We start from the raw sequence: 21723 nt of genomic DNA on the forward strand, positions 1-21723 counted from the left end.
TCAGTTCATGAGTCCAGATTTTGAAATCATTGCGCCCCGCTTAGCGCTCAAGCTCATCCCTTCTGAAGAAGCTCACTTACTACAACGTTTGCTTGCAGAATCCCCTTCCCTACACCAGTGGCTAGATTGGTGTAATCAAAACATTACGTTGAAAGATGCACAGGACTTCCTGTTGGCAACCCGACTTAACTGGGTAAAAACAGAAGCTTTCGGTTTCGGTATCTATGAACGACAAAGTAACACTCTAGTAGGAATGGCCGCCGTAAACGAGTTATATCACACGTTTAATATGGCAAGTATTGGCTACTGGGTTGCTGACCGCTATCAACGACAGGGCTATGCTCAAGAAGCCGTTAGAGCCTTGGCTGAATTCTGCTTTGTAAAGCTGAGTTTAACTCGACTGGAAATTGTCTGTGACCCCGACAACGAAGCAAGCCAAACCTTAATTGAGTCAGTCGGTGCGCAAAAAGAAACCATCGCCAGAAACCGGTTTATTTTTCATGGTGAGCCTAAGGATGGTGTTGTGTACTCACTTTTACCGGCAGATCTAACATAAATAAAAAGCCACCGACTTGCGGTGGCTTTTTATATTTCTAAGATACAGCATCCGCGCAACCCGCGTAGATGTGAATTGGGCGTCTTAGTGAAGCTTAAGGTTTGGACGCAGTACTCGGTTGATACGGCCCACGAGCATCATCAGTCCGGTTTTAAATACGCCGTGCAACGCCATCAGGTGCATTCGATATAACGAGATATAAACGACACGTGCAATACGGCCTTCTACCATCATCGACCCTTTGGTTAGGTTGCCCATCAAGCTACCAACGGTAGAGAAACGGCTTAGAGACACCAATGAGCCGTGATCTTTATACACATAGTCTTTCAGCTCGCGTCCGTTGATCTTCGCAACGATGTTGCTGAATGCTTGGCTTGCCATTTGGTGCGCAGCTTGCGCACGTGGTGGAACAAACGAACCATCAGCCTGAGTACATTGTGCTAAGTCACCAATAACGAAAATGTCATCATCACGCGTCGTTTGTAGTGTATTTTTCACTACCAGCTGGTTGATACGGTTCGTTTCTAAACCAGCGATATCTTTAATAAAATCTGGTGCTTTAATACCCGCAGCCCAAACCATGATTTGTGCCGGGATCTTCTCACCATCTTTCGTGGTGAGGCCATCTTTTTCAGCTTTAGTCACCATGGTTGCAGTGCGTACGTTTACGCCCAACTTCACCAACTCTTGATGAGCAGTAGAAGAAATACGTGGAGGTAACGCTGGTAAAATACGCTCACCGGCTTCAATCAGGTTGACGTTCAGCTTGCTAGAGTCAAGATCTCCAAAGCCGTAAGTACGCAGCTCTTTAACGGCATTGTGTAGTTCTGCAGATAGCTCAACGCCAGTTGCACCAGCACCAACAATCGCGATATCCACCGTACCGTTACCGTTTTTCGCGTGCAGTTTTAGGAACTCATTGTTCATTTCTGTGCGGAAACGGTGCGCTTGTTCTGGACTGTCTAGGAAAATACAGTTCTCACGAACGCCAGGAGTGTTGAAGTCGTTTGATGTTGAACCAATCGCCATGACCAGAATGTCGTATTCTAGCTCGCGGCTTGGCATCAGAAGCTCACCATGCTCATCTTTAAGCTCACTTAAGATGATCACTTTACGTTCGCGGTCGATGTCTTGAAGGCTACCCATTTGGAAGTCGAAGCTGTGGTTTTTTGCATGAGCTCGATAACTCAGAGCATCCACCCCTTCGTCCAAAGAGCCAGTTGCAACTTCATGCAATAATGGCTTCCACAAGTGGCTCGCTTTACGATCTACTAGCGTAATTTGCGCACGGTTCTTGCGACCTAGAGTTCGGCCAAGCTTAGTTGCCAACTCAAGACCACCAGCACCGCCGCCTACAACGATAATGCGTGTCACAATGATTTTCCTCTACAAAAATGAATATATGGGGTTCAGCTCGACATATGGCTCACAGGCATGCTGTGCCATACATCCAACCGATGAATTCTTGGTTCTTAGAGGTGTCTCAATTTATTTGGATTAAAAACTGCTGCCTAATTTTATTCTTTATCTATCAATAACTTGTTAGGAATCAGCATATTTGTCTGGTACGGATACGACGCCAGAGATTTTTGTGCAAGTTTATTACTCGCTCTCAATTTTTTTTGATATTTATCAAATTATTTTAGTCTGGTTCATTATATAGAGACGTACTTTGAAGGCAACCAAAATCCGTGTGACGAGTACGGATTGACTACTTTTCGACTACTCTACAACAAGGTATTCGTGCCACATAGGATGGAAGTAAGAAAACGGTAAGGAGAACACAATATTCTAAGCGCTAAACCAAGAAAATGAGGCCTTTAAAGAGAAAGTGACTCGGCATACTCACAATAGGGGGTCGCAGCAAAGCAGCCGATAAAAAATGCCGCTTTACTGTTCACACTCAAACACTCTTAAGTATTTTTAAATGCCTTCATCGCTTGTAAATGTTGAGAGATCTTTTTGAACTTGTGGGACTGCGTTTCGTCCCAAATGATTTGATAGTATTTTTCTAACTCAGCTGCCGTTTTCGCATTGTCATGCACTTCATCATCTTTGGATAAAATCACCAAGCAGTGAGCTTGATTTTTCGCTCGAAACTGATCAACACATTTTGTTGCGATATCTTCATACTCTTCTGGGCGATCGATTCGACCAGCCATCGTTTTTTCTGGGTGCAAGTTCGGGTTAAACATCACTTGTTTGATACCGCATAGAAAACCAATTCGTTCAGACCAATAACCACCTAAACCAACCCCACAGATTAACGGGTTTGGATCATCCGATTGATCGATAACTTTAGACACCTCTTTTAACAAGTGTTGCATGTCGTGCTTTGGGTGAAGGGTGCTGTAATTGATAAAACGAACGTCGTCGTCGATGAATTGCAGTTGAAGAACTTTTTCGTGGTTACCCGGGCTTGTACTGTCAAAGCCGTGTAAGTAAATAATCATGTGTACCTCTCCCTGTGTGTATCTGGTACTTTTATTAAAACTACCACTATTTCCTTACTGTTAAAGGGGAAAATATCACGAGTTCTCAAAACAGTGATCTTCCATACACAATGAGCCTTTCAACTCATGCGCACTGTTTAAGTATTGTTCATCTCCCCACAATTTATAGGCCAGTAGATACCAAAGCATCGCCATCACTAGGGTTCTTGGCTGCCACGCCTGTACACCACTTAACCAAAGAGACGTATCGTCGATACCTCGAATTTGGCAATACTGTTTCACTGCCTCTTCCACAGGCGCATCCGCGACTTGAATAGTCAAGGTCAAATCAAGCCTAGGGTCAGCAATACCAGCATACTCCCAATCAATGACTTTCACCCCACTATCTCCCCGAACGAGGTTGTAACACCCCAGGTCAAAGTGACAAAGAGCTAGTGGAACCGGCTCTACACTCGGTTCCGTGCGCCACTTCATGTATAGAGCCTCAAATTCCGTATCCGCATACTGACCATCAAGCTCAAGCCAATAATGATCGATGCGAGAAATATAAGAAAATGGAACCAAAGGGAGCGCGCTGATCGGGTGCTGATGAATGGTCGCCGCAATGGATAATAAATCTCTTACTGGTAGCCCTACATCTGAAAGTGCTTGCCCTTCGATCCATTCCACTAGTAAACCTTGCTCGTGGATAAACACTGGCTTGGGGCCAATTTCTAATGAAGAGATAGCATTCAGAACTTGATATTCATTGTGGCGAGAAATTGAAAAAGCCTTGCAAACATTACTGGTCGGTCGCCAGATGTATACAAGGCCTTGAGAGGATTCCAACCGCCAACAGCGGTTGGTTAGCCCCCCGGTAACGGTTTGAACTTTTACCGGAGGCTCAGTAAAGAAGCCATCGAGAGCATTAAGACTCGGATCTAACTGTTTTGCTTGTTGCCAAGAAAACCATGCCATTGATGACTTCTCCATCAGTATCGATTAAAGACCGAATAAGCTCTTCGATTGCGCTTTACGAATTTCCGTTTCATCCGCCCACTCAATCAAACCTGTTTCTAGGTCCATTAGGCGCATGGTCATCTTGTAGTATACATCTTTATCGCTACCTGCATTTTTGACGATGCTAGATAGGTTACCGTAAAGCATGTATTGCGCACCCACCATTTTACCAAATTGGATCGCTGTGCTTTGGTTAACCAGCTCATCCGTGTTTTGGAAGTTAAGCTGTTCACGCACAGACTCAACACGGTCCATATCAACAAAGCGGAACTTACCAGAGTTCAGCATCTTAGTAGAAATAGTGTCGGTAATGGATTCAGTGTCAATGTGTTCACTGGTCTTGTTCTTAATTCGCTCAACAAAAACGATAGGACGTTGATCACGAGTAATTGCTGCTACAGAACCCGACATCATCATGCTATCCACCATTTCAGCCGCGATTTTTTGTAAATCTGTTGAGCCAAAATCGATAGTCGTGGTTTCTGTTGCTTGCGCATCGCCGTAAGAGACTTTGTTAGAACAGCCACCCAAAATGACGGCAAGACCTAAAAGAGCAATAATACTTTTTTTCATGAGAGTTCCTTAGTTTTTCAATACCAGCGCATCGTTAGCGCGGCAGCTTCGGCAAAGCCGTTAAGATTAATTGTCTTGTGCTTCTCTAATTTGAACACGGAATTTAGTGCCATTTGGATTCACAGTAACTTCAGATAATGTGACTTGCTCAAACCCTCGCACAATCATTTTGCGCCATGGGCCAGGCTTGGTATTCACTTCTAAACCATTATTGTCATACCAATAGAAGCGGTAAAGAATGTGCTGGTCACCTTTATAGTTACTGCTTAGTTGCACCACTCCACGTGGACGATCATCAACGTAAGTGGTGGTGATGTTGTCAACTAATAAGCGACTACCCAAAACGTTATCATTAAAAAATACTTTTTGCGTTTGACCATCAATTCGAATACCAGCCGTGTTTTCGGCGCATCCAACTAAACCAATAGCCATTGCTAAACAAATAAGCCATGCTTTCATTACAGTCTCCCTAGCTGTTTATGCCACACGGTTGAGTGTGTTCCCTGACGAGATACCCATACCAATGTAGTCTGCTGTGCAGGCACTTCAAACTGATAGGTTTGATCACCCAAGTTTAAACTTTGTGTTCCCGGTTTCACGACTTTTGATGCCGTTTTCACTTGCGCTGGTAATGTTTGCCAACTTCTCGTATCCGGCTGCTCGGTCAATGTGTTCCATACATTGAAAAGTATGTTACCCACATCATCACCTTTTTTCGCCGCCTCTTTTCGGATTCGATCTTTTGCCCAAACGCGAAGAGCTTGACGGATCACCATTGTAGTCAGACGTTCATTAAGATCGTTTTGTGCCATCGCATTAACATCAGTCAGCGTGCTAGAAGGCAATACCTGACCATTTAAAACCACATCGCTAAAACGTTGAGTCCCCCGATTCGGATAATAAGGAAGCGCCAACGAATAAATGGCCCCATTATCGCGACTGTCGTAAATCGGTAGATCAATACGCCAACCTTTCAAAGCCTCCACAACGCCTTGTTCATCAATAACGATGACTCGACCTTGAGACTGAGTTAACCCAGAAGGTGCTTTGCCATACCGCTTTTCCAGCATACGTAAGTCTTCACGCATGCCTAGTTTCTTAGCGGCGTACAACGTGCTTTCAACAACTTGTTTATTGTCTGGCATCACAGCGAGTGCTCGTCGGTAATCAACATAAGCACTGTTTAAATCTCGTGACGCTTCATATAACAAGCCAGAAAGATAGAACAAATAGCCGTTTTGTACTGCGCTTAGTTTTTTACCAGCATCAGGGTAGCTCGCCAACACACTGCCTAAATTGGCAGACATGCCTTGCTTTTTCAGGTCTTTTTCTGCTGCTTTTAGTTCTTTTTCACGCGCCTTTCTTGCCGCTTCCTGAACTTGATTGGCTCGACGCACTTCAACAAGCGCCCCTTCCAAATCGTTTTTCTGTAAATAGTTTAGCCCGAGATAAAGGTGCAGAAAGCCAAGTTCATAATCGGCGGGATGATAATCTTGGAGATTGTCGTTCACTGCGAGAGAGCCGACGCTCGTTGCCGTTTCTGACACAGGAATAGTCGCGCGATCTTGCTGAACACGAACGGCACGATCACCATTTTCCAGCGCTTTCAAACTTGTCGGGTAATCTTCAGCAAGAAAAGAAATACGGCCCTTTTCAAAGTTGCCAAGTATCTCGCCACCCACTTCGCTCGATTGAAGTTGTTTCGCTTTCGCATATTCCCCTGCAACAACGGCTTGATAAACTTCTTGATTCTGGTTGCTGTAGTGACTAAACAGATTGCCCGCAGACAAATTCGCGCAGCCAGAGGCCATTAAAGCCCAGCTCATCAGCCCTAACAGCTTTACACCTAGTTTCACATTTATCTCCACAAATGTGTCATTCGACAGGAAAAAGAAGTGGGTGAACTGCGCCACCCACTTTTTAAAGCTTAGCTCAATACCATTGGACCTAGAGGACGACCGCCTAATAAGTGCATGTGAATATGGTAAACCTCTTGGCCACCGTGCGGGTTACAATTAACGATCAGGCGATAGCCGTCTTCCGCAATGCCTTCCTCTTTCGCCAGTTTTTTAGCAACAGTGAACAAACGCCCCATCATTGCTTCATCTTCAGCTTCAACATCATTCGTTGTTGGGATCAATTTATTCGGAATAATGAGAATATGGCTCGGTGTGCGCGGGTTAATATCGCGAAACGCAGTCACCAACTCATCTTGATAAAGAATATCGGCTGGGATTTCCTTACGAATAATTTTACTAAAGATCGTTTCTTCCGCCATGAGGACTCCATTTTATAAAGGTAATTAGACCCCAATTAGTATGCGCCAACCAAAAGCGGAGCTCAATAAAAACAGTGTTCACTTAACATTATTAATCAAACGCTAATTAACGAAGCTTTTTTTGTCGTGTGCGTCATAAAATGCGCGTCACAAACTCAATACAATCCAATGAATTTTGTTACTTTTTTAAGACAATTATTATTTTTATACCCAAGTAAGCTCAAAATTCTTGGGTAGCTTGTCTATTTTGGGAGAGGAAGCTCACTTATGCGAGGTTCAGTTATTAAAAGGATGTATGCGGGCTTTGCTCTGATCATCATCCTATTTGCCGTCACAATTGCCATTATGATGGGAGGAATGAGTGATATTCACGGGAAGTTTGGCACCGTGTCTAAATCATCCCTACCACTGGTATCGTTATCTAACCAAACCAGTGTTGAACTGCTTTCTGCCGACAAATCGTTTAAAGATTTTCTGACGACAGAGAATAAACAACGCATGGATGAAATGCGTCAGGAATTTGCTAGATCTCAACAACGTTTCGAATCCACTTTGGCTCAACTGGAAACTGCAAGCCAAATCTACCCCTCTCTTGCCGAACCGTTTTCACAATTAAAAACGTTAGAGCAGAGCTATTTTACTGAAGCTCTTGAAGCCATGGACAACTACGAAGCGATGTTCGCTGCGCAAGAAAAAGTGCAAAAATCGTCACGTCGCTTCCAAAAGCTGAATACCGAGTTGTCGGTCGGCCTTAAAGAATATGTGGCAGATCAAACCAGCATTTCTGTCAAAGTCATGGCGAAGAGTTACTTCATTAAGCTAAAAGATGCCGAAGTGATAACCTCTGATGCCCTCGCCAGCTCTGATCCTGAGTTTGTTACGCAAGCCGTGACCAAAAACCGCAAAGCAGTGACTCATTTAAACTATGCTTTCCGTGGTTTAGTTACTCAATTACCTGAACTAAAAACAGCGTTTGGTGAGTCGGTAGAACAATTCACACGCGACGTGGGAATGCGTGGAGGTGTCTTAGACCAGCACAATAATTACCTCAATGCTCGTGCAGCGCTATACAACAACATCGCCAACCTAGCGAATAAAGTTGATTCAACCATGGCGATTCTTGAGCAATTTACGACAACCGCAACGGATAAACTTAATGAATCGTTAGCAGACGCTGGTGACATTTATTCTGCGGGTGTGACAAAAGCCATCATCATTGGCGTTGTTGTCGTGTTACTTGCCACAGCGATTGGCTACCACATCGCGCATAGCGTTCGCGAACCATTGACTCGTATTCTAAAAGTGCTTGAAAGCCTGACTGAAGGTGACATGACACAACGTATCGATATTCGCTATAACAACGAGTTCAGCCGAGTGAGTGGACACATTAACTCACTCGCCGACAGCCTTCACGAGATCTTAGTGAAACTCAACGAAGCGTCAGAGAACCTATCTTCGACCGCAGCAACAAACGAAAGCACGTCTTCGCAAGCGCAAAGCAAATTAAGCTCACAACGCGAGCAAACAGCAAACGTTGCGACCGCAATGACGGAAATGTCTCACTCAGTGCAAGAAGTCGCTCAAAGTGCACAAGGTTCACTAGAAATGGTGCAGCGTGTCGAATCTGCCTCTGAAGAAGGCAGAAATGTCATGAGCAGCAATATCTCGACCATAAATCAACTGGAAACGCGTTTGAACGAATCCGTTTCCGCTGTCTCTGAACTTCAAAAAATGAGTGGTCAAATTGGTTCTATCCTCGATGTGATTCGTAATATTGCTGAACAAACTAACCTACTGGCATTGAATGCAGCAATTGAAGCGGCTCGCGCTGGCGAGCAAGGTCGCGGCTTTGCGGTAGTGGCCGATGAGGTGCGTGTGCTTGCATCCAGAACCACTCAGTCAACCACTGAAATTGAATCGATGATCAGTAATCTGCAATCCAGCTCTCAGTCAGCAAACCAAGTGATACAAAGCTGCATGAGCGATATGGAGATGTCTGTTGAGCAAGCATCAAAAGCGAACAGCTCAATGGAAGAGATTCAAGCGCTAATCATCGAAATCAGCCAAATGAGTACGCATATTTCGCAAGCGGCAGCAGAGCAAAGTGAAACCTCAGCAGACATTGCACGCAGTATTGAAGATATCAATAGTATCGCCGATGAAAGCTTCCAAGCTATGTCGAGCATCGCACAGACCAGTGAATCCCTGACTCACTTGGCTCATCAACAGAATGAATTGGTTCACCGCTTTAAGTTATAAATAATTTATAAATTTAAGCATTAATTAGTGCAATCAACTGTATAAGGGCGACTTTTTGTTAAGTCGCCCTTGTTTTTTATCAGCCATGTCTACATATGATTAATATGGCCAGCTCATCCCCTTGCACATCTCTTTTCGAGCGGCCTCATAAAAAGGAAAATCTATGGCTGTTCATGTTGGTATTATCGACCAAGACCCAGTGAGATTGGTCACTCCTCTATTAGATAATCGTACGCTAAGCACACATATCGTCTTCATCGGAGACAAGAGCCAGTTAGATATATTTGACCGACTGAGTGCCGTTTTAGAGCAACGAGACATTACTTCCGAATTTTTTGAAATCCCATCCGCCGTCAATACTTCGCTGATCAAACAAGCGATTCAAAAACTGGCAAAAGATCTCCATGAACGCGGCGAAGATGTGAAATTGAACGCCAGTTGCGGTCTTCGTCATCGCTTATTGTCTGTTTACGAGGTTTTCCGTACCTATCGCTGGCCAATTTTTGTGGTTGAGCCAAGTAGCGATAAGCTTTGCTGGTTATACCCAGATGGCAAAGAAGATACTCAAGTCGAAGACCACATTACGATTGCTGACTACCTCACTATCTTCGGCGCACGCGGCGAGTTCCACCACGTTGATTTACCTCCTCTTCTTGATAAAAAACTGTATGAACTTGGTGAACGCTGGGCCTCAAATGCGCTTGAGCTTGGTCCAGGCTTAGCGACTCTTAACTACCTTGCAACCACATGCCGCAAAGAGCAAAAACTTGATGTGGAGCTTTCTGAAAAGCAACAAGGCTATCGTGAGCTCAACATGCTGCTTTCGGACTTAGTGGAAGCGCAAATCGCCACTTATGAGAATGGCGTTCTAACGTTTGCAGATGAAGATGCACGCCGCTTTTCAAACGGTGAATGGTTAGAGACTCTGGTACACAGCACGGTCAAGCAAATTCAAGATACGATGCCGACGATTCAAGATCGCTCTTTGAATGTTCAGGTTTATCGCAAACTTGGTGAAAGTGAAGTACGCAATGAGTTGGATGTTGCAACAGTGGTAAACAACAAGCTCCACATCATTGAGTGTAAAACCAAAGGCATGCGAGATGACGGCGATGACACCTTGTACAAGCTAGAATCCCTCAGAGATCTGCTAGGTGGTTTACAAGCACGTGCAATGCTGGTGAGCTTCCGACCGCTTCGTCACAATGACATTACTCGCGCAGAAGATTTGGGGCTAGCTCTGATTGGCCCTGATGAGCTTAAAGACTTAAGAACGCACCTAACGGCTTGGTTTAAAGACGCAGGTGGCTCGGACGAGATCTAGTATCAGTGATAAAAGCTAGAATTCAAAATGATCAAAAGCAGCGTTACAGGCTGCTTTTTTCATACCTGATTTTTAAGTGTGGGTTTAAATAGGTAGAAAAAAACCAGAGGCATGCCTCTGGTTTTTCCGTTTGTTTAAAATGCCAATTATCGCGGCTTACAGCATTTTACGCGCTGCTTCTACTACCACCTTAATTGAACGAGCTTCCGTCTCTTTCAGAGTTGAATGATCTGGAATCTCTTTTTGTGTACGGTTGATGATTACACCCGCTACACAACCTGCTTTTAGACCAGAGCTCGCACACATTGTTAGCAATGTTGCAGACTCCATCTCAAAGTTAAGTACGCCCATGTCTTGCCATTCTTGCATAGAACCTTGGAAACGCTTAACAACGCGACCAGAGAACGTGTCGTAGCGCTCTTGACCTGGGTAGAAAGTATCACTTGAAGCCGTCACACCCATGTGAACCGCAGCGCCAGACTCTTCTACTGCCGCTTTCATTGCAGTTGCTACTTCAAAGTCAGCAACTGCTGGGAATTCCATTGGCGCAAAGTGCAGGCTCGCACCGTCAAGGCGAACTGACCCCGTCGTTACGATCATGTCACCTACGTTTACATGCGGTTGAATTGCGCCAGTTGTACCAACACGTAGGAAAGTACGAACACCAAGCTGCGCGAGTTCCTCAACTGCGATAGAGGTAGAAGGGCCACCAATACCTGTAGAACAAACCACAACAGGTTTACCGTCTAATTCGGCACGGTATAGCGTGTATTCACGGTGACTTGCTAGAAATACTGGGTTTTCCATTTGTTCTGCGATTTTTTGAACGCGCGCTGGATCACCAGGAATGATGGCTAGAGTCGCACCATTAAGATCAGCTTCAGTAACACCTAAATGAAATACAGCTTGAGACATAAGTCGCTCCTTATTGTGGCTTATTTTATGAACAATAAGCTCATTAATCAGTTATTGGGTACAAATGCACTGTAGCGAACCTTTCACCAACATAGAGTGATCACAATCACAATGAGAAAATGTAATGAAACTATAATTTCACCCAAAACAAGCAATGATCACACTTTTGGGGAGTTTGGCTCATTTTGTTGCATAGCGATGCGTGATTTCAAAAACAAACTAAAACATCTTATTAGATTTCGTCGATACGGTTAAAAAAGCCCGAGACACGAATGCCTCGGGCTTTTTATTAGCTAGTTAGGTAGGTCACTTGGCCTGCTTGGACTCAAAACGGAGCAATCTCAACGCATTTAACGTAACCAGTGCAGTTGCGCCGCTGTCGGCTAATACTGCCACCCATAGACCCGTAATGCCCAATAAACTTGTCACCAAGAAAACACCTTTCAAACCAAGCGCTAACGCAACATTCTGACGAATATTACTTAACGTCGCACGCGATAGTTCTATCATGGCAGGTAACTCAATCAGACGATTGTGCGTTAATGCCGCGTCGGCCGTTTCCAGCGCAACATCCGTACCGCCTCCCATCGCAATACCGATACTCGAAGCTTTCATCGCTGGCGCATCATTAATACCATCTCCCACCATTGCAACGGTGTGTTGCTGTGATAGTTTCTCGACGTAATGCACTTTATCTGCTGGTAATAAGCTTGCTTTATAATCCAAGCCTATTCTGGTCGCCATTGCTTCAGCACTTCTCGGGTTGTCACCGGTTAGCATCACCGACGTTATCCCAAGCTCCTTCAACGTAGCGATAGCTTCTTGGGCATCTGGGCGCAATGTATCTTGCCATGCAATCACGCCAATGACCTCGTAATCGTAACGCACAATAACAACCGTTTTACCTTGTTGTTCCAACGTCACCACTCGCTCTTCGGTTTCTTGAGAAAGTGGGAAATCGGCCTTAGAAGGCGTGACTACTTGGACTATTTTCCCATCGACGTAACCAGTGACACCAGAGCCCACTTGCGCGGTTTTATCTAGCGCTTCAGGAATAGGAAGCCCCTGCTTTCGCACTTTATTAACTAAAGAAACCGCGAGAGGATGGCTTGAGCCAACTTCGATTGAGGCTGTCAGGCTAAGTAACTTGTCTTCATCTACATCAAAAGCAAAGACGTCGGTCACCTGCGGCTTACCTTGCGTCAATGTACCGGTTTTATCAAATGCGACGGACTCAACCTTACCAAGCAACTCAAGCGCCGCGCCACCTTTGATTAATGCCCCCCGCTTCGCCGCAGCCGCCAAGCCAGAAGTAATCGCTGCAGGCGTTGAAATAACCAACGCACACGGACAGGCGATCAGTAACAGGGCAAGTCCTCGATAAATCCACGTTTCCCATGGTTGAGCAAACAACAGTGGTGGCGTGACGATAACCATCAAGGACACCAACATCATCAGCGGCGTATACCAACGGCTGAACTTATCCAGAAAACGTTCTAATGGTGCCTTACGAGATTCTGCTTCTTCAATCAAATGGAGAATTCGGTCAATCGCATTCTCGCCTTGGCGAGAAGTCACCTGTAAACGAACGACTTTATCGACAACTACAGCCCCGGCCATCACTTTGCCACCCGTTTGGTGCTCAACGGGAACGGATTCTCCCGTTAACGCACTTTCGTCAAAACTCGCAAGCGCATCTTGCAACACACCATCCGCTGGCAAACGACCACCGGGGGCAACTTCTATAATATCCCCCGGCTTAAGCTGAGCTGCAGGCACCTCTTTACGCTCACCATCAACAATTAAAATTGAATTTTCTGGGACTAAGTCCATTAGCGCTTGGACACCACTTCGAGCGCGGGATGATGCATATGCTTCTAACTTTTCACCAATAAGGAAAAGCAATAACACCATTGCCGCTTCAGCGGTTTCACCTAAATATAAAGCGCCGAGCGCTGCCACACTCATTAACGTTTCAATCGCAAAAGGCGTACCGCTACGCGCCAACTTGAACGCTTTAAGCGCAATTGGGTATAAACCCAGTAAACAGGTCAACGTGAATAACCAAGTACTTATTTGAGGGTCGATCTTAGAAATTATTGCCGCGACAACCATCGCACTAGCAATAGAGAGAATTTGAATGTTGTCTTTTACTACCCCACGCCAGCCCTTCGTTGCAGTATTTGGTTTTGGAGCATCGAGTGAAGAAAGCGGAAAACCTGTTTGTTGGGCTGTATGCTCTATCGTAGAGGTCAGCTCGCGATCGTCAAAATCGACAACCAGTTTTTCTGTTGCAAATAAGACTTTTGCTTGGTTAACACCTTCCAAAGACGTAATAGCCTTCTCTAGCTTTTGCGCACATGAAGGACAATCCATACCTGACACAAGCCACGAGTTTCGAATTGAGGAATCACTCTCCCTTGAGGGCTCTTCCTCCTCACCAGGGTCGGCGCTACAACTCCCTCCGCTGCAACATGAACTTTCGGACACTTCTACGCCAGCTTGAGAAATGCTGAGTGAAGATTTTACTGGTGCGCAGCACGACTCGCTCGCGCCAAGCGGCACCGCAGTTTTGATTTTGCTAGATTGGCAACCTTGATGTTTCGTACACATAATTTATTTTCCTTATTGGTGTAGGCTCTTTGCCTATGACTAAGGATAAACCTTAGAGCTAGCTCCAAGGTCAAGGTGATTTTTTTAAAAACTCATCGATTGAAAATAAAAAAGACGCCGAAGCGTCTTTCCAAATGACTTATTTAAAATCAATCACCTATGATATTTGATCAGAAAGGTTAAACTGGATGCTTAAAACACTCATTTAAAGTCATCCCGATGGCGCGCAGCACATCTCGCCTAGTGATAACGCCAACCAATTTACCTTTGCCGTCAACCACTGGATACATTTTTGGCTTACCAATCTTCATCATGTCAGCCAACTCAATCACTGACATGTCTGGAGAAACAGATAAAACATCGTCATGCATACACTCTTGAACGGTATGCGTATCTTGGCAGTGATAACTCGCTTTCACCAATTTATCTAACAAGTCTTGCTCTGATAAGAATCCAACTACCTTTTCATTCTCATCAATGACGGGCCCACCTAATGTGACGCTTTGCATGACTTTATTCAAAGCAGCCGAAAGTGACATATCTTTAGTGAAGGTCACCGCTTGCAACGTCATGTAATCTTTTACTTTTAATGAATACATTCTTACCTCCTTAAGGGCATTTTATTGCGGCCTTTAGATAAGTGTCGCCTAATTTCCTGAATTTACTAAATGGAAATGAGTAATTTTATTTATAGGTGCAGCCTATTGATCTGAATCAAAATTAAGTCATCATCGGCATTCACTGTTGTTTAATTGAGTACAACTTGCAAATGGGTTGATTTTTAACAGGTGGTAAATACAACAAAGCCAGTCAAATTGACTGGCTTCATTATTGGCACATAGTTACATTAACAATGATGTCGACGCATATTGTCTAAAATAATACCGGTTGCCATTGCGACATTCAGCGACTCAGCACCACCAAATGCCGGAATCGTGATCTTATTTGTCACGAGCTTCGCAGCTTCTTCACGTACGCCGTGGGACTCGCTGCCCATCAACAAAATACCTTCAGCAGCGAATTCCGTTTTATGAACGCTCTCCCCTTCCAGAAACGCACCATACACTGGCAAATTGGCTTCTTCTAAGTAACTTGGCAAATCCACCAGACTCACTTGTACGCGGCCAAAACTGCCCATGGTCGCGCTGATCGTCTTAGGGTTATACGGATCAGCACAATCTGTACTCGCAATAATGTGCTTGATGCCATACCAGTCTGCGACACGAATAATCGTTCCTAGATTACCTGGGTCAGATACACCATCTAGCGCAATCATCAAGCCTTTTGCTTGAGGCACTTTTACACTCGGGATTTCAACCACTGCAATGGCCGCGTTATTGCTCACGAGAGTGCTCGCTTTGGTCAGGTCGTCAAGCGATGCTTCAATGCAATCAAAACCACTTAGCGCACTAGCGTTTTGTTCGAGAAATGCCTCGGTTGCGAAGACATGCTTCACCTTTAATGAACTGCTTGCCAGCTCTAAAACGTTCTTTTCACCCTGAACTAGGAATAAGCCATGCGCTTTACGCTGTTTCTTTTGACCTAAAGCACGAAGCAGTTTTAATTGGTTTTTTGAAATCATTAAAGTATCCCAGGTGAAAATGGTTATTCGGCGAATGTACTCGAAACAATCTTCACGACAGTTCGGTATCAAGCGCGTGAGATTATAAATTATACCTAAATAACCTCAAGAAACTTGATTCATCAGAAGACTTTGAAGAGCAAACGCAGTAAAAGAGGGTTCAAAAACGAAAAAAGCCCTGCGATATACGCAGGGCTTTTAAAGTGATGCCTGCAATATATGATCGCATATCACGAACATGATTTCAAATAGTTACAAAACAACTTGCAGCAAAAGTTCGCATAAAATTGCATCAAAAGTCTGCATATTTGACCAACTACTTAAAGGCCACGTTGTAAAATTACCACATTCCTATCAGTCCCTCGAGAAACATATGGTCCTTGGGTCGACAATGTTTTTATTGAGCGATTATGGCGAAGTCTGAAACTTAAAAGCTTACAGCGCGCCCCATAAAGTGGAACTTGAAATCGGGCACTACATCGTATTTTATAATGAGGATCTTAATCATCAGGAACTCAATAACCTCATCCCTGATAAAGTCTACTTTGGCAGACAGAGATTTGCTGCTGAGCAGGATCAATCGCCTAAGGTATTGGCTTATGTGTCCAACCATTAGGCTCCACTTTTCTAATCTGTTCATAAAAATAAATTTTGTGTATGCGTAAAGATAATTTATACACCTTTGATAGCTGGCCTGTAGGTACACCAGAACGCTTAATTCATGGCTATTGGGAGTTGGGCATGATGAGATTTCACACATTTGCTAGTGAATGCGGTAAAGAGCTTCAAGATACGTACAACCGCACTAACCATGGACTAGGTGCCAATGTTGTGTACATAGACCTAACGTCAATGGGAGATGGGTATCGATACAAGTCAGAAATCTTAGACATTATTCGAAGTCATCAGCAAACATGGGTGTGGTTCGTAGGCTGTAGGGCGCTTTTGGAGGACTCATTGGCGGGTTGGTTACGCTCTGTTTTAACGACATACGACCTAGACCACGTTCGAGTTGCTTTTGTGCTTGATAGCCGTGAGCAGTTCAACCATATCTTTCAGGATTATTCAGCTCCGTTCTATCAATCGACCACAGCTCTAGATCTCTCAAAGAACGGCTAGGCTTACCCTTAGTAACTATTAAATGTTTACTCCACTCTTTAGCTAGTTCGTATAAACCCTGCCCTAAATGATCCAATCTAAGTGACCGCAACGTAGCTTTTACGCTAATACCATCGCTAAATCTAACTTTTATTGTTTATTTTTCGGTCGGGTGACAGTTCAAACAAATAAGTAGTTGATAGACTTGGGGCAAAGGCAAGTTAGCGCTAGTCGTCCTAGCACGTTTCTGGACATTTCTGAGTTATGAACCACACAGAGCCCTTAGTTTTCAGATTACTTCTAGTATTGCGACCATGCGACCAGCCTACATGTGGCGGGCCAAATTCCCTCATTCACTACAGTTGCTGTTCTCATCCTGAAAAGAATTTGATATCTCTGATTTTAGTGTGTGAAATTTGGTGCGAGTTTCCTGTATTATCTCCATAAAGTATCGAAGAAGAAGTACCTTGGGCGCTCCTAGCACTCAGCGCTCTAGTTTAGAAGCTATTATGACACAAAGCGATTTTAGAGATTTACTGTATAAGATTAAGGCAGATGCTTGCTCCGATTTCTCTGGAGTTGGTGTTATTGTATCTGATTCTCCTGCGAATTTACCAATAGTAAGTCTACGAGATACATCACCAAAGTTATCCGGTTCGGTGGTTGACATTTTGGCCGAGCTTTCTAGCTATAAAAGCAAATATCATGATGGATTTCATATTCTAAATAGAAAAGGAGAAATGACGCATGTCGCTCAGTATTTCTCTCCACCGATTATTAAAGAAGTGAGCATCGATAATGTTCGCCCAGTAGGTGGGCGTTTCGTAGCTGCTCTTTTCGGCTCAGCAATTCCTGATGTAATAATGACAGGGGTAATCAGTGAAAGACATGGCCTTTCTATCTTTGTAGGTGGCAAAGAAGTATATTTTGAGGAAGCACAATGATTAGCCTTATTCCAATTGGCAGAGTTATTACCCTCATTGCTGTCGCATACGCAGTAGTTAGCTGTCTAATCCTCGGGGCTGTGTATGACGAAAGTACATCGTTCTTGTCAGCGGTATCAATAGGAGCTAGCGGTTCAGCTGTTCTAAATGGTCTACTCGCCATACTATTTTATTATGGCTGGGAGAGAATTTGGGGGAAATACCCTATCCTAAATAGACTTTTATTCCCCAACTTAAACGGGACATGGGACATGACGATCCATTGGGAGTGGGGAGGAAAGCAAGGTACATCGCACGGCAGAGCTGTGATTAAACAAAGTTTTCTGAATATCGGTATGGATGTAGAGGCTGAAGATTCTGACTCTCAAACTTTACTGGCTAAGCCTAAAAAAGATGCAGAAACTGGGAGATCAGAACTATATTACGTTTTTTTGACCACCCCAAAACACAAATCACACTCACTGCCTCAACAACCATATAAGGGTACAGCTATTCTTAAGCTAGGTCTGGATGATGATGGATTACTTCAAGGGAATTATTTTACTAGTCGAAAAACCGTCGGTTATTATGTGTTAAAACGTGTTAGTCATTCTGATTAAAATTATACCGAAAGTTAACTCTATCTTGCTAATAGTGATAAATAGCATAAAAGCTCGACAACTGCCTATCAATGTAATAAGTCTTTATTTTTTCTCAATAATAATCTCTACTTGAATTGGTTGATGGCCTCGAATAAACAGGTAAGCACTACACTCGAACTGCCAAAACCAACGTAACCTAGAAATAAATAAAAACGCAAAATCTACGTTTTCACCGCCATTAACTATACCTTGCATAGCACGGATGTCATTGATACTAGGATCAACAGAGAAACTTGGGTGTGTGTGCCACTCTCCTAAATAATTGAAGCGTTTGTAATCAGAGCCTGTTTCTTCATAAAACCTCTGCAATGCCAAATCGTGTTCATCAGAATCTCTGAAAAAGCTAGAAGTCGTCCCTCTTTTCACATCGACAGAAAAATCAACGATCCGGAAGGCCTGTTCGCCTAAGTCTTCCCCCATAAGCATTCCACCTATTTCATGCTTGCCAGCCTTTAACATATGGAGCCGAAACTTTTTCAAAACACTATTCGGAAGAACTATTTGCATCTAATTGGTCCTTAGGTGGAAGGTAAGCTTGCAATAGTTGGATAATCTCTTCTGAATCAATATGTTCAGCAGTTTCTCCCCACTGTCCTTCTGGTAGCAGGTCGATAGGGCGAGTATCAAAAGGCTGTTGAAAAAGCCATTCTGACGACATGCCAACGATATACGCAGAATAAGGGAATATACTAGCTTCAGGTCGAGCTAGGATATCGGTTGCGAACTGAGTAGCATGAGCGCTCATAATGGAGACTTCAGCATCATTTGCTATTAACGGTGTATCGTCATCCACTTGAGCACTATAGTCATTTGCTTTTGTGCTGTGCAAGAACTCTACACCTTGCCCCTCGCACCAATTATATATTTGAGCTCTCGCAGATAGTGGGACAGGGTCTAGCTCAGGTCTTGACCTTGCCACAAGACCGCCAATCCCACCACCAAAAACTTCTACCCAGATCATTGGTTTTTTCTTACGCACTGAAACAGACGAAATCAAGTTGAATGCTAAAGGCTCTGCTGTAGCATCTATAATGAGATCGCAATTACCGAGTGATTCTAACGCCCCAGACATTGAGCTAGAGCTTTCTTGTCCACCTAATGATAATCTAAGAATCTGTGTGTCAACGTGAGGGTTAATGTTATGTAATCGCTGTTGTAATGCAGGTGCTTTATGAGCTCCAACATAGTTGAGATCTAAGTCATTTCTAACAATGTTGTCAGGAAAAAAAATGTCTTCATCAATGAGCAAAAAATTTCCTACTCCAGATCTGCACAAACTTGCGGCAACTTTGGAACCGACAGAACCACACCCAACTAGTCCTACTTTTTTATCGCTCAATGATAAAAATTGATCAGGTAATCTATTTTTGTGCTCCGGTATTTTAATCGTCGTGTAACGTATTATTTTTCGTTCATCAATAGAACCAAAGAGAGTCAATAAAACCCAATTATCTTTATCCCCCATAATCAAGTTTGCAATTGAATCTGTTTGTAGAACTTCATGATACAGCTCTAGCATTTCTGATGTTTCAAGTAACTTCTTTAAATCAGAAACTTCTGGTTGATCTGATATTTCTGCACCAGAAAAACGTACTACAAAGGCTTGTTCTTCTCTATTACAGTCAGGTAAGGTGAGATTGCTTGTCCAAATAGGATTCTCTTTGTCTCCCACCTTTAGAAGAGAACTAATGAAGACCCCGCCCACCTTACGCTCTCTGAACCAAGCTCTTTCTGTTTTTCTCTCTGTGAGGTCTTTGAGCGCATTTAAGTCTCCTTCAGTAAGCAAAAAACGACAAGTTTTGATGCGCGTATCACGTCCTAAGGAAGGTATATGTGCTGATTGTGCATGCGCCATATATCCTTCTTCTCCCTGCTCTTCTAAAAGTAGTCGGTAAACACTTTCAATCATATCTGAGCCACTTATTGACGATTGCCAATTATCAGGTCTATGCTCTAAACATAGTTCACCGCTCGCCCCGTACTGATGCAAAGAGACCCTCGTTTTATCTTCTGTATAGATCATTGGTGGTGAATCAGGGAATACGCTCGGGTACACCATCTTAAAGTGAAAAGTTCTATTTAGATGCAATACTTGAAATGTCAAACACATTGCCAATTCATTATCTGGATCAGCCTGCCACTTGCCTACCTCTAACCAGCCTACTTTAGACTCAAGCTCCGATACAGCCGCTCTTTCTAAAGAAAACCTTTCTTTTTGAAAAATCCACCACATCACGCAAATCCATCCGGCTTCTTAGGTTTTCTTGCAACATCACCAAATGCAATGCTTGGGGTTGCTAAGGTTGATGCTGCCGTCGCAGCGGACAACAAACTAGAGGCTCCAGATTTTGTTAAACTTAATAGATCTTGGTAAACTTGATTCGTTACATTCTGACCGATTCTGCTTTCCAGGATACCCGACATTCGGCGGTGTTCAGCTTGTTGTCCTACTGAATAAAAATCTTCTCGAGCCTGACTCAGCCAGGAGAAAAAGGCTTCAGCGCGTTCAGGATGTGTTTCCCATTTGTCGGCAAAATTCTCCATGGCATCTGTCGGATTGTTGATTACATACTTATGTCCATCATAATGTATTCCTTCCTCCATCCTGAATAATATGGAGAGCAGCGCCGAACCTATACTATCTTCACCTTGATATGCATGAGCAGATAGCGTTGTAAGAATTATTGATATGGGTTTATCTTTTGAATTATCTTCAAACATCATGTCACGATGACGTTTAAGTATCATTATCGCTGATTGCAAGGGTGTTCTGACGCGATAACTCGGGATGTCTTCAATACTGGCTTCTATACCTTTAGTTTCCATTTCTTTCAGTATTTCGCGGCGTTTTCTTTCAAAGTTCTCACCCATTCGAAATTTAAACCATTCAGCATATCCACGAGGGTTCGATCTCGGCCAGTCTGATGTAATTTGATAGTACTGAGGTAGTACTTCATTGTCTGTTATAGCTATTGCTGTCTCAGCAAATTTAGTATCAAAGTTCTTCTGTTCTAGTAAAAGGCGTTGTTGCTCAGCGTTTGGTATACAGGGAACGACATCCATGTGGAATTGCGCGCCGTCAGCATATTCTAGCCTCCAACAGCGCCTCTGCTCAGCGACTGGCTTTTTGATACCCTTGCTTTTGCGATATAACTCTAGTTCATGCCCCACGAGCACTTTTAAATCTTGTTGCGAGAGAGACGACTTATCGAGATAAGTCAAAGAGCAAGCACAATCAATATCGTATTCTTCCTGTGCTGACAAAGGCTTAATGACTAATCCTAGACGAAAAGAGCCTTGTACATACACGTCAGGAGAGTAATCTTTTACCGTTGACTCCTCTCTATGAAGCCATTCCCCTACAGACTTATAGCTTTTCTCGGCCTGTTCATATCTAGACTGTGGGATCTCTAATGCTTTGGCCAAAGCCTCTAGATAAGTATCCGCTTGCTTTGTAACTGATACAGACATACAACCTTCTCCTGCTT

Annotated in this window: 20 protein-coding genes and 1 pseudogene; 7 read left to right on the forward strand and 14 right to left on the reverse strand. The window is 43.7% G+C overall.

What is annotated here, in order from left to right; all coding sequences use genetic code 11:
• Positions 1-7 precede the first annotated feature (7 nt).
• The gene (locus LIX84_RS19895; RefSeq protein WP_226422025.1) at positions 8-556 is read left to right on the forward strand and encodes a GNAT family N-acetyltransferase; all 549 of its coding nucleotides are present in this window, start codon (positions 8-10) and stop codon (positions 554-556) included.
• 84 nt (positions 557-640) lie between these two features.
• Here LIX84_RS19895 and LIX84_RS19900 read toward each other — a convergent pair whose 3' ends face one another.
• The 7 genes from LIX84_RS19900 to hinT all read right to left on the reverse strand — a co-directional run bounded on the left by LIX84_RS19900 (position 641) and on the right by hinT (position 6859).
• Entirely contained in the window at positions 641-1930 is a 1290-nt protein-coding gene (locus LIX84_RS19900) for an NAD(P)/FAD-dependent oxidoreductase (protein ID WP_226422026.1), read from the reverse strand.
• Between the two features lie 539 nt (positions 1931-2469).
• On the reverse strand, positions 2470-3009 hold the full coding sequence (ycfP, locus tag LIX84_RS19905) for an alpha/beta hydrolase YcfP (RefSeq protein ID WP_047008528.1): 540 nt from the start codon (positions 3007-3009) through the stop codon (positions 2470-2472).
• A 75-nt stretch (positions 3010-3084) separates the two neighbouring features.
• Positions 3085-3966 (reverse strand): thiamine kinase, encoded by an 882-nt coding sequence (thiK, locus tag LIX84_RS19910; protein ID WP_226422027.1) that lies wholly within the window; start codon positions 3964-3966, stop codon positions 3085-3087.
• Positions 3967-3990: 24 nt separating this feature from the next.
• A complete protein-coding gene (gene lpoB / locus LIX84_RS19915) occupies positions 3991-4581 on the reverse strand; it encodes a penicillin-binding protein activator LpoB (protein ID WP_005378467.1) in 591 nt (196 codons plus the stop codon).
• A 66-nt stretch (positions 4582-4647) separates the two neighbouring features.
• Positions 4648-5040: a YcfL family protein gene (locus tag LIX84_RS19920; protein ID WP_005390620.1), complete on the reverse strand. Its 393-nt coding sequence runs from the start codon at positions 5038-5040 to the stop codon at positions 4648-4650.
• Positions 5040-6437 (reverse strand): COG3014 family protein, encoded by a 1398-nt coding sequence (locus LIX84_RS19925; RefSeq protein ID WP_226422028.1) that lies wholly within the window; start codon positions 6435-6437, stop codon positions 5040-5042. The genes LIX84_RS19920 and LIX84_RS19925 overlap by 1 nt, the downstream gene beginning before the upstream one ends.
• A gap of 71 nt (positions 6438-6508) precedes the next feature.
• Positions 6509-6859, reverse strand: a complete 351-nt coding sequence (hinT, locus tag LIX84_RS19930) for a purine nucleoside phosphoramidase (RefSeq protein WP_005390611.1) — start codon at positions 6857-6859, stop codon at positions 6509-6511.
• A gap of 267 nt (positions 6860-7126) precedes the next feature.
• Between hinT and LIX84_RS19935 the strand changes: the two genes are divergently transcribed.
• The gene (locus LIX84_RS19935) at positions 7127-9118 is read left to right on the forward strand and encodes a methyl-accepting chemotaxis protein (protein WP_005390610.1); all 1992 of its coding nucleotides are present in this window, start codon (positions 7127-7129) and stop codon (positions 9116-9118) included.
• A 163-nt stretch (positions 9119-9281) separates the two neighbouring features.
• On the forward strand, positions 9282-10442 hold the full coding sequence (locus LIX84_RS19940) for a DUF1887 family protein (protein WP_005390608.1): 1161 nt from the start codon (positions 9282-9284) through the stop codon (positions 10440-10442).
• Positions 10443-10598: 156 nt separating this feature from the next.
• Here LIX84_RS19940 and udp read toward each other — a convergent pair whose 3' ends face one another.
• From udp to LIX84_RS19960, 4 genes are all read right to left on the reverse strand, one after another.
• Positions 10599-11357, reverse strand: coding sequence for a uridine phosphorylase (gene udp, locus LIX84_RS19945; protein WP_012842006.1), 759 nt, complete (start codon positions 11355-11357; stop codon positions 10599-10601).
• A 306-nt stretch (positions 11358-11663) separates the two neighbouring features.
• Positions 11664-13970: a zinc/cadmium/mercury/lead-transporting ATPase gene (locus LIX84_RS19950; RefSeq protein WP_226422029.1), complete on the reverse strand. Its 2307-nt coding sequence runs from the start codon at positions 13968-13970 to the stop codon at positions 11664-11666.
• A gap of 179 nt (positions 13971-14149) precedes the next feature.
• Entirely contained in the window at positions 14150-14569 is a 420-nt protein-coding gene (locus tag LIX84_RS19955; protein ID WP_104971443.1) for a CBS domain-containing protein, read from the reverse strand.
• A 248-nt stretch (positions 14570-14817) separates the two neighbouring features.
• On the reverse strand, positions 14818-15552 hold the full coding sequence (locus LIX84_RS19960; RefSeq protein WP_005390601.1) for an RNA methyltransferase: 735 nt from the start codon (positions 15550-15552) through the stop codon (positions 14818-14820).
• Between the two features lie 375 nt (positions 15553-15927).
• On the opposite strand from LIX84_RS19960, the pseudogene LIX84_RS19965 reads away from it, so the two are divergent.
• The 4 genes and pseudogenes from LIX84_RS19965 to LIX84_RS19980 all read left to right on the forward strand — a co-directional run.
• Positions 15928-16168: pseudogene (locus LIX84_RS19965) on the forward strand (IS3-like element ISAfe17 family transposase); the annotation flags it as partial.
• Positions 16169-16209: 41 nt separating this feature from the next.
• The gene (locus tag LIX84_RS19970) at positions 16210-16671 is read left to right on the forward strand and encodes a hypothetical protein (protein WP_025577805.1); all 462 of its coding nucleotides are present in this window, start codon (positions 16210-16212) and stop codon (positions 16669-16671) included.
• Positions 16672-17159: 488 nt separating this feature from the next.
• Positions 17160-17594 carry a diadenylate cyclase gene (locus LIX84_RS19975; protein ID WP_226422030.1) on the forward strand — a complete coding sequence of 145 codons (435 nt, stop codon included), beginning with the start codon at positions 17160-17162 and terminating at the stop codon, positions 17592-17594.
• Positions 17591-18193: a hypothetical protein gene (locus tag LIX84_RS19980; protein ID WP_226422031.1), complete on the forward strand. Its 603-nt coding sequence runs from the start codon at positions 17591-17593 to the stop codon at positions 18191-18193. The genes LIX84_RS19975 and LIX84_RS19980 overlap by 4 nt, the downstream gene beginning before the upstream one ends.
• A gap of 84 nt (positions 18194-18277) precedes the next feature.
• On the opposite strand, the gene LIX84_RS19985 is transcribed toward LIX84_RS19980, so the two are convergent.
• The 3 genes from LIX84_RS19985 to LIX84_RS19995 are packed head-to-tail and all read right to left on the reverse strand — an operon-like array spanning position 18278 to position 21706.
• On the reverse strand, positions 18278-18742 hold the full coding sequence (locus LIX84_RS19985; protein WP_226422032.1) for a Mov34/MPN/PAD-1 family protein: 465 nt from the start codon (positions 18740-18742) through the stop codon (positions 18278-18280).
• Entirely contained in the window at positions 18720-20468 is a 1749-nt protein-coding gene (locus LIX84_RS19990; protein WP_226422033.1) for a ThiF family adenylyltransferase, read from the reverse strand. Before LIX84_RS19990 ends, LIX84_RS19985 begins: the two co-directional genes overlap by 23 nt.
• On the reverse strand, positions 20468-21706 hold the full coding sequence (locus tag LIX84_RS19995; protein ID WP_226422034.1) for a nucleotidyltransferase domain-containing protein: 1239 nt from the start codon (positions 21704-21706) through the stop codon (positions 20468-20470). Before LIX84_RS19995 ends, LIX84_RS19990 begins: the two co-directional genes overlap by 1 nt.
• Between the last annotated feature and the right edge of the window lie 17 nt (positions 21707-21723).

Source organism: Vibrio sp. E14 (assembly GCF_020515785.1).
Taxonomy (GTDB): domain Bacteria; phylum Pseudomonadota; class Gammaproteobacteria; order Enterobacterales; family Vibrionaceae; genus Vibrio; species Vibrio diabolicus.

What these genes read in the sequence shown, in the direction of transcription:
- LIX84_RS19955 (WP_104971443.1), bottom strand. Translation starts at nt 14,569, where the DNA reads ATGTATTCATTAAAAGTAAAAGATTACATGACGTTGCAAGCGGTGACC.
- LIX84_RS19950 (WP_226422029.1), bottom strand. Translation starts at nt 13,970, where the DNA reads ATGTGTACGAAACATCAAGGTTGCCAATCTAGCAAAATCAAAACTGCG.
- lpoB (WP_005378467.1), bottom strand. Translation starts at nt 4,581, where the DNA reads ATGAAAAAAAGTATTATTGCTCTTTTAGGTCTTGCCGTCATTTTGGGT.
- LIX84_RS19940 (WP_005390608.1), top strand. Translation starts at nt 9,282, where the DNA reads ATGGCTGTTCATGTTGGTATTATCGACCAAGACCCAGTGAGATTGGTC.
- LIX84_RS19990 (WP_226422033.1), bottom strand. Translation starts at nt 20,468, where the DNA reads ATGTGGTGGATTTTTCAAAAAGAAAGGTTTTCTTTAGAAAGAGCGGCT.
- LIX84_RS19960 (WP_005390601.1), bottom strand. Translation starts at nt 15,552, where the DNA reads ATGATTTCAAAAAACCAATTAAAACTGCTTCGTGCTTTAGGTCAAAAG.
- LIX84_RS19980 (WP_226422031.1), top strand. Translation starts at nt 17,591, where the DNA reads ATGATTAGCCTTATTCCAATTGGCAGAGTTATTACCCTCATTGCTGTC.
- LIX84_RS19985 (WP_226422032.1), bottom strand. Translation starts at nt 18,742, where the DNA reads ATGCAAATAGTTCTTCCGAATAGTGTTTTGAAAAAGTTTCGGCTCCAT.
- LIX84_RS19975 (WP_226422030.1), top strand. Translation starts at nt 17,160, where the DNA reads ATGACACAAAGCGATTTTAGAGATTTACTGTATAAGATTAAGGCAGAT.
- ycfP (WP_047008528.1), bottom strand. Translation starts at nt 3,009, where the DNA reads ATGATTATTTACTTACACGGCTTTGACAGTACAAGCCCGGGTAACCAC.
- LIX84_RS19970 (WP_025577805.1), top strand. Translation starts at nt 16,210, where the DNA reads ATGCGTAAAGATAATTTATACACCTTTGATAGCTGGCCTGTAGGTACA.
- LIX84_RS19995 (WP_226422034.1), bottom strand. Translation starts at nt 21,706, where the DNA reads ATGTCTGTATCAGTTACAAAGCAAGCGGATACTTATCTAGAGGCTTTG.
- thiK (WP_226422027.1), bottom strand. Translation starts at nt 3,966, where the DNA reads ATGGCATGGTTTTCTTGGCAACAAGCAAAACAGTTAGATCCGAGTCTT.
- LIX84_RS19935 (WP_005390610.1), top strand. Translation starts at nt 7,127, where the DNA reads ATGCGAGGTTCAGTTATTAAAAGGATGTATGCGGGCTTTGCTCTGATC.
- udp (WP_012842006.1), bottom strand. Translation starts at nt 11,357, where the DNA reads ATGTCTCAAGCTGTATTTCATTTAGGTGTTACTGAAGCTGATCTTAAT.
- LIX84_RS19895 (WP_226422025.1), top strand. Translation starts at nt 8, where the DNA reads ATGAGTCCAGATTTTGAAATCATTGCGCCCCGCTTAGCGCTCAAGCTC.
- LIX84_RS19920 (WP_005390620.1), bottom strand. Translation starts at nt 5,040, where the DNA reads ATGAAAGCATGGCTTATTTGTTTAGCAATGGCTATTGGTTTAGTTGGA.
- hinT (WP_005390611.1), bottom strand. Translation starts at nt 6,859, where the DNA reads ATGGCGGAAGAAACGATCTTTAGTAAAATTATTCGTAAGGAAATCCCA.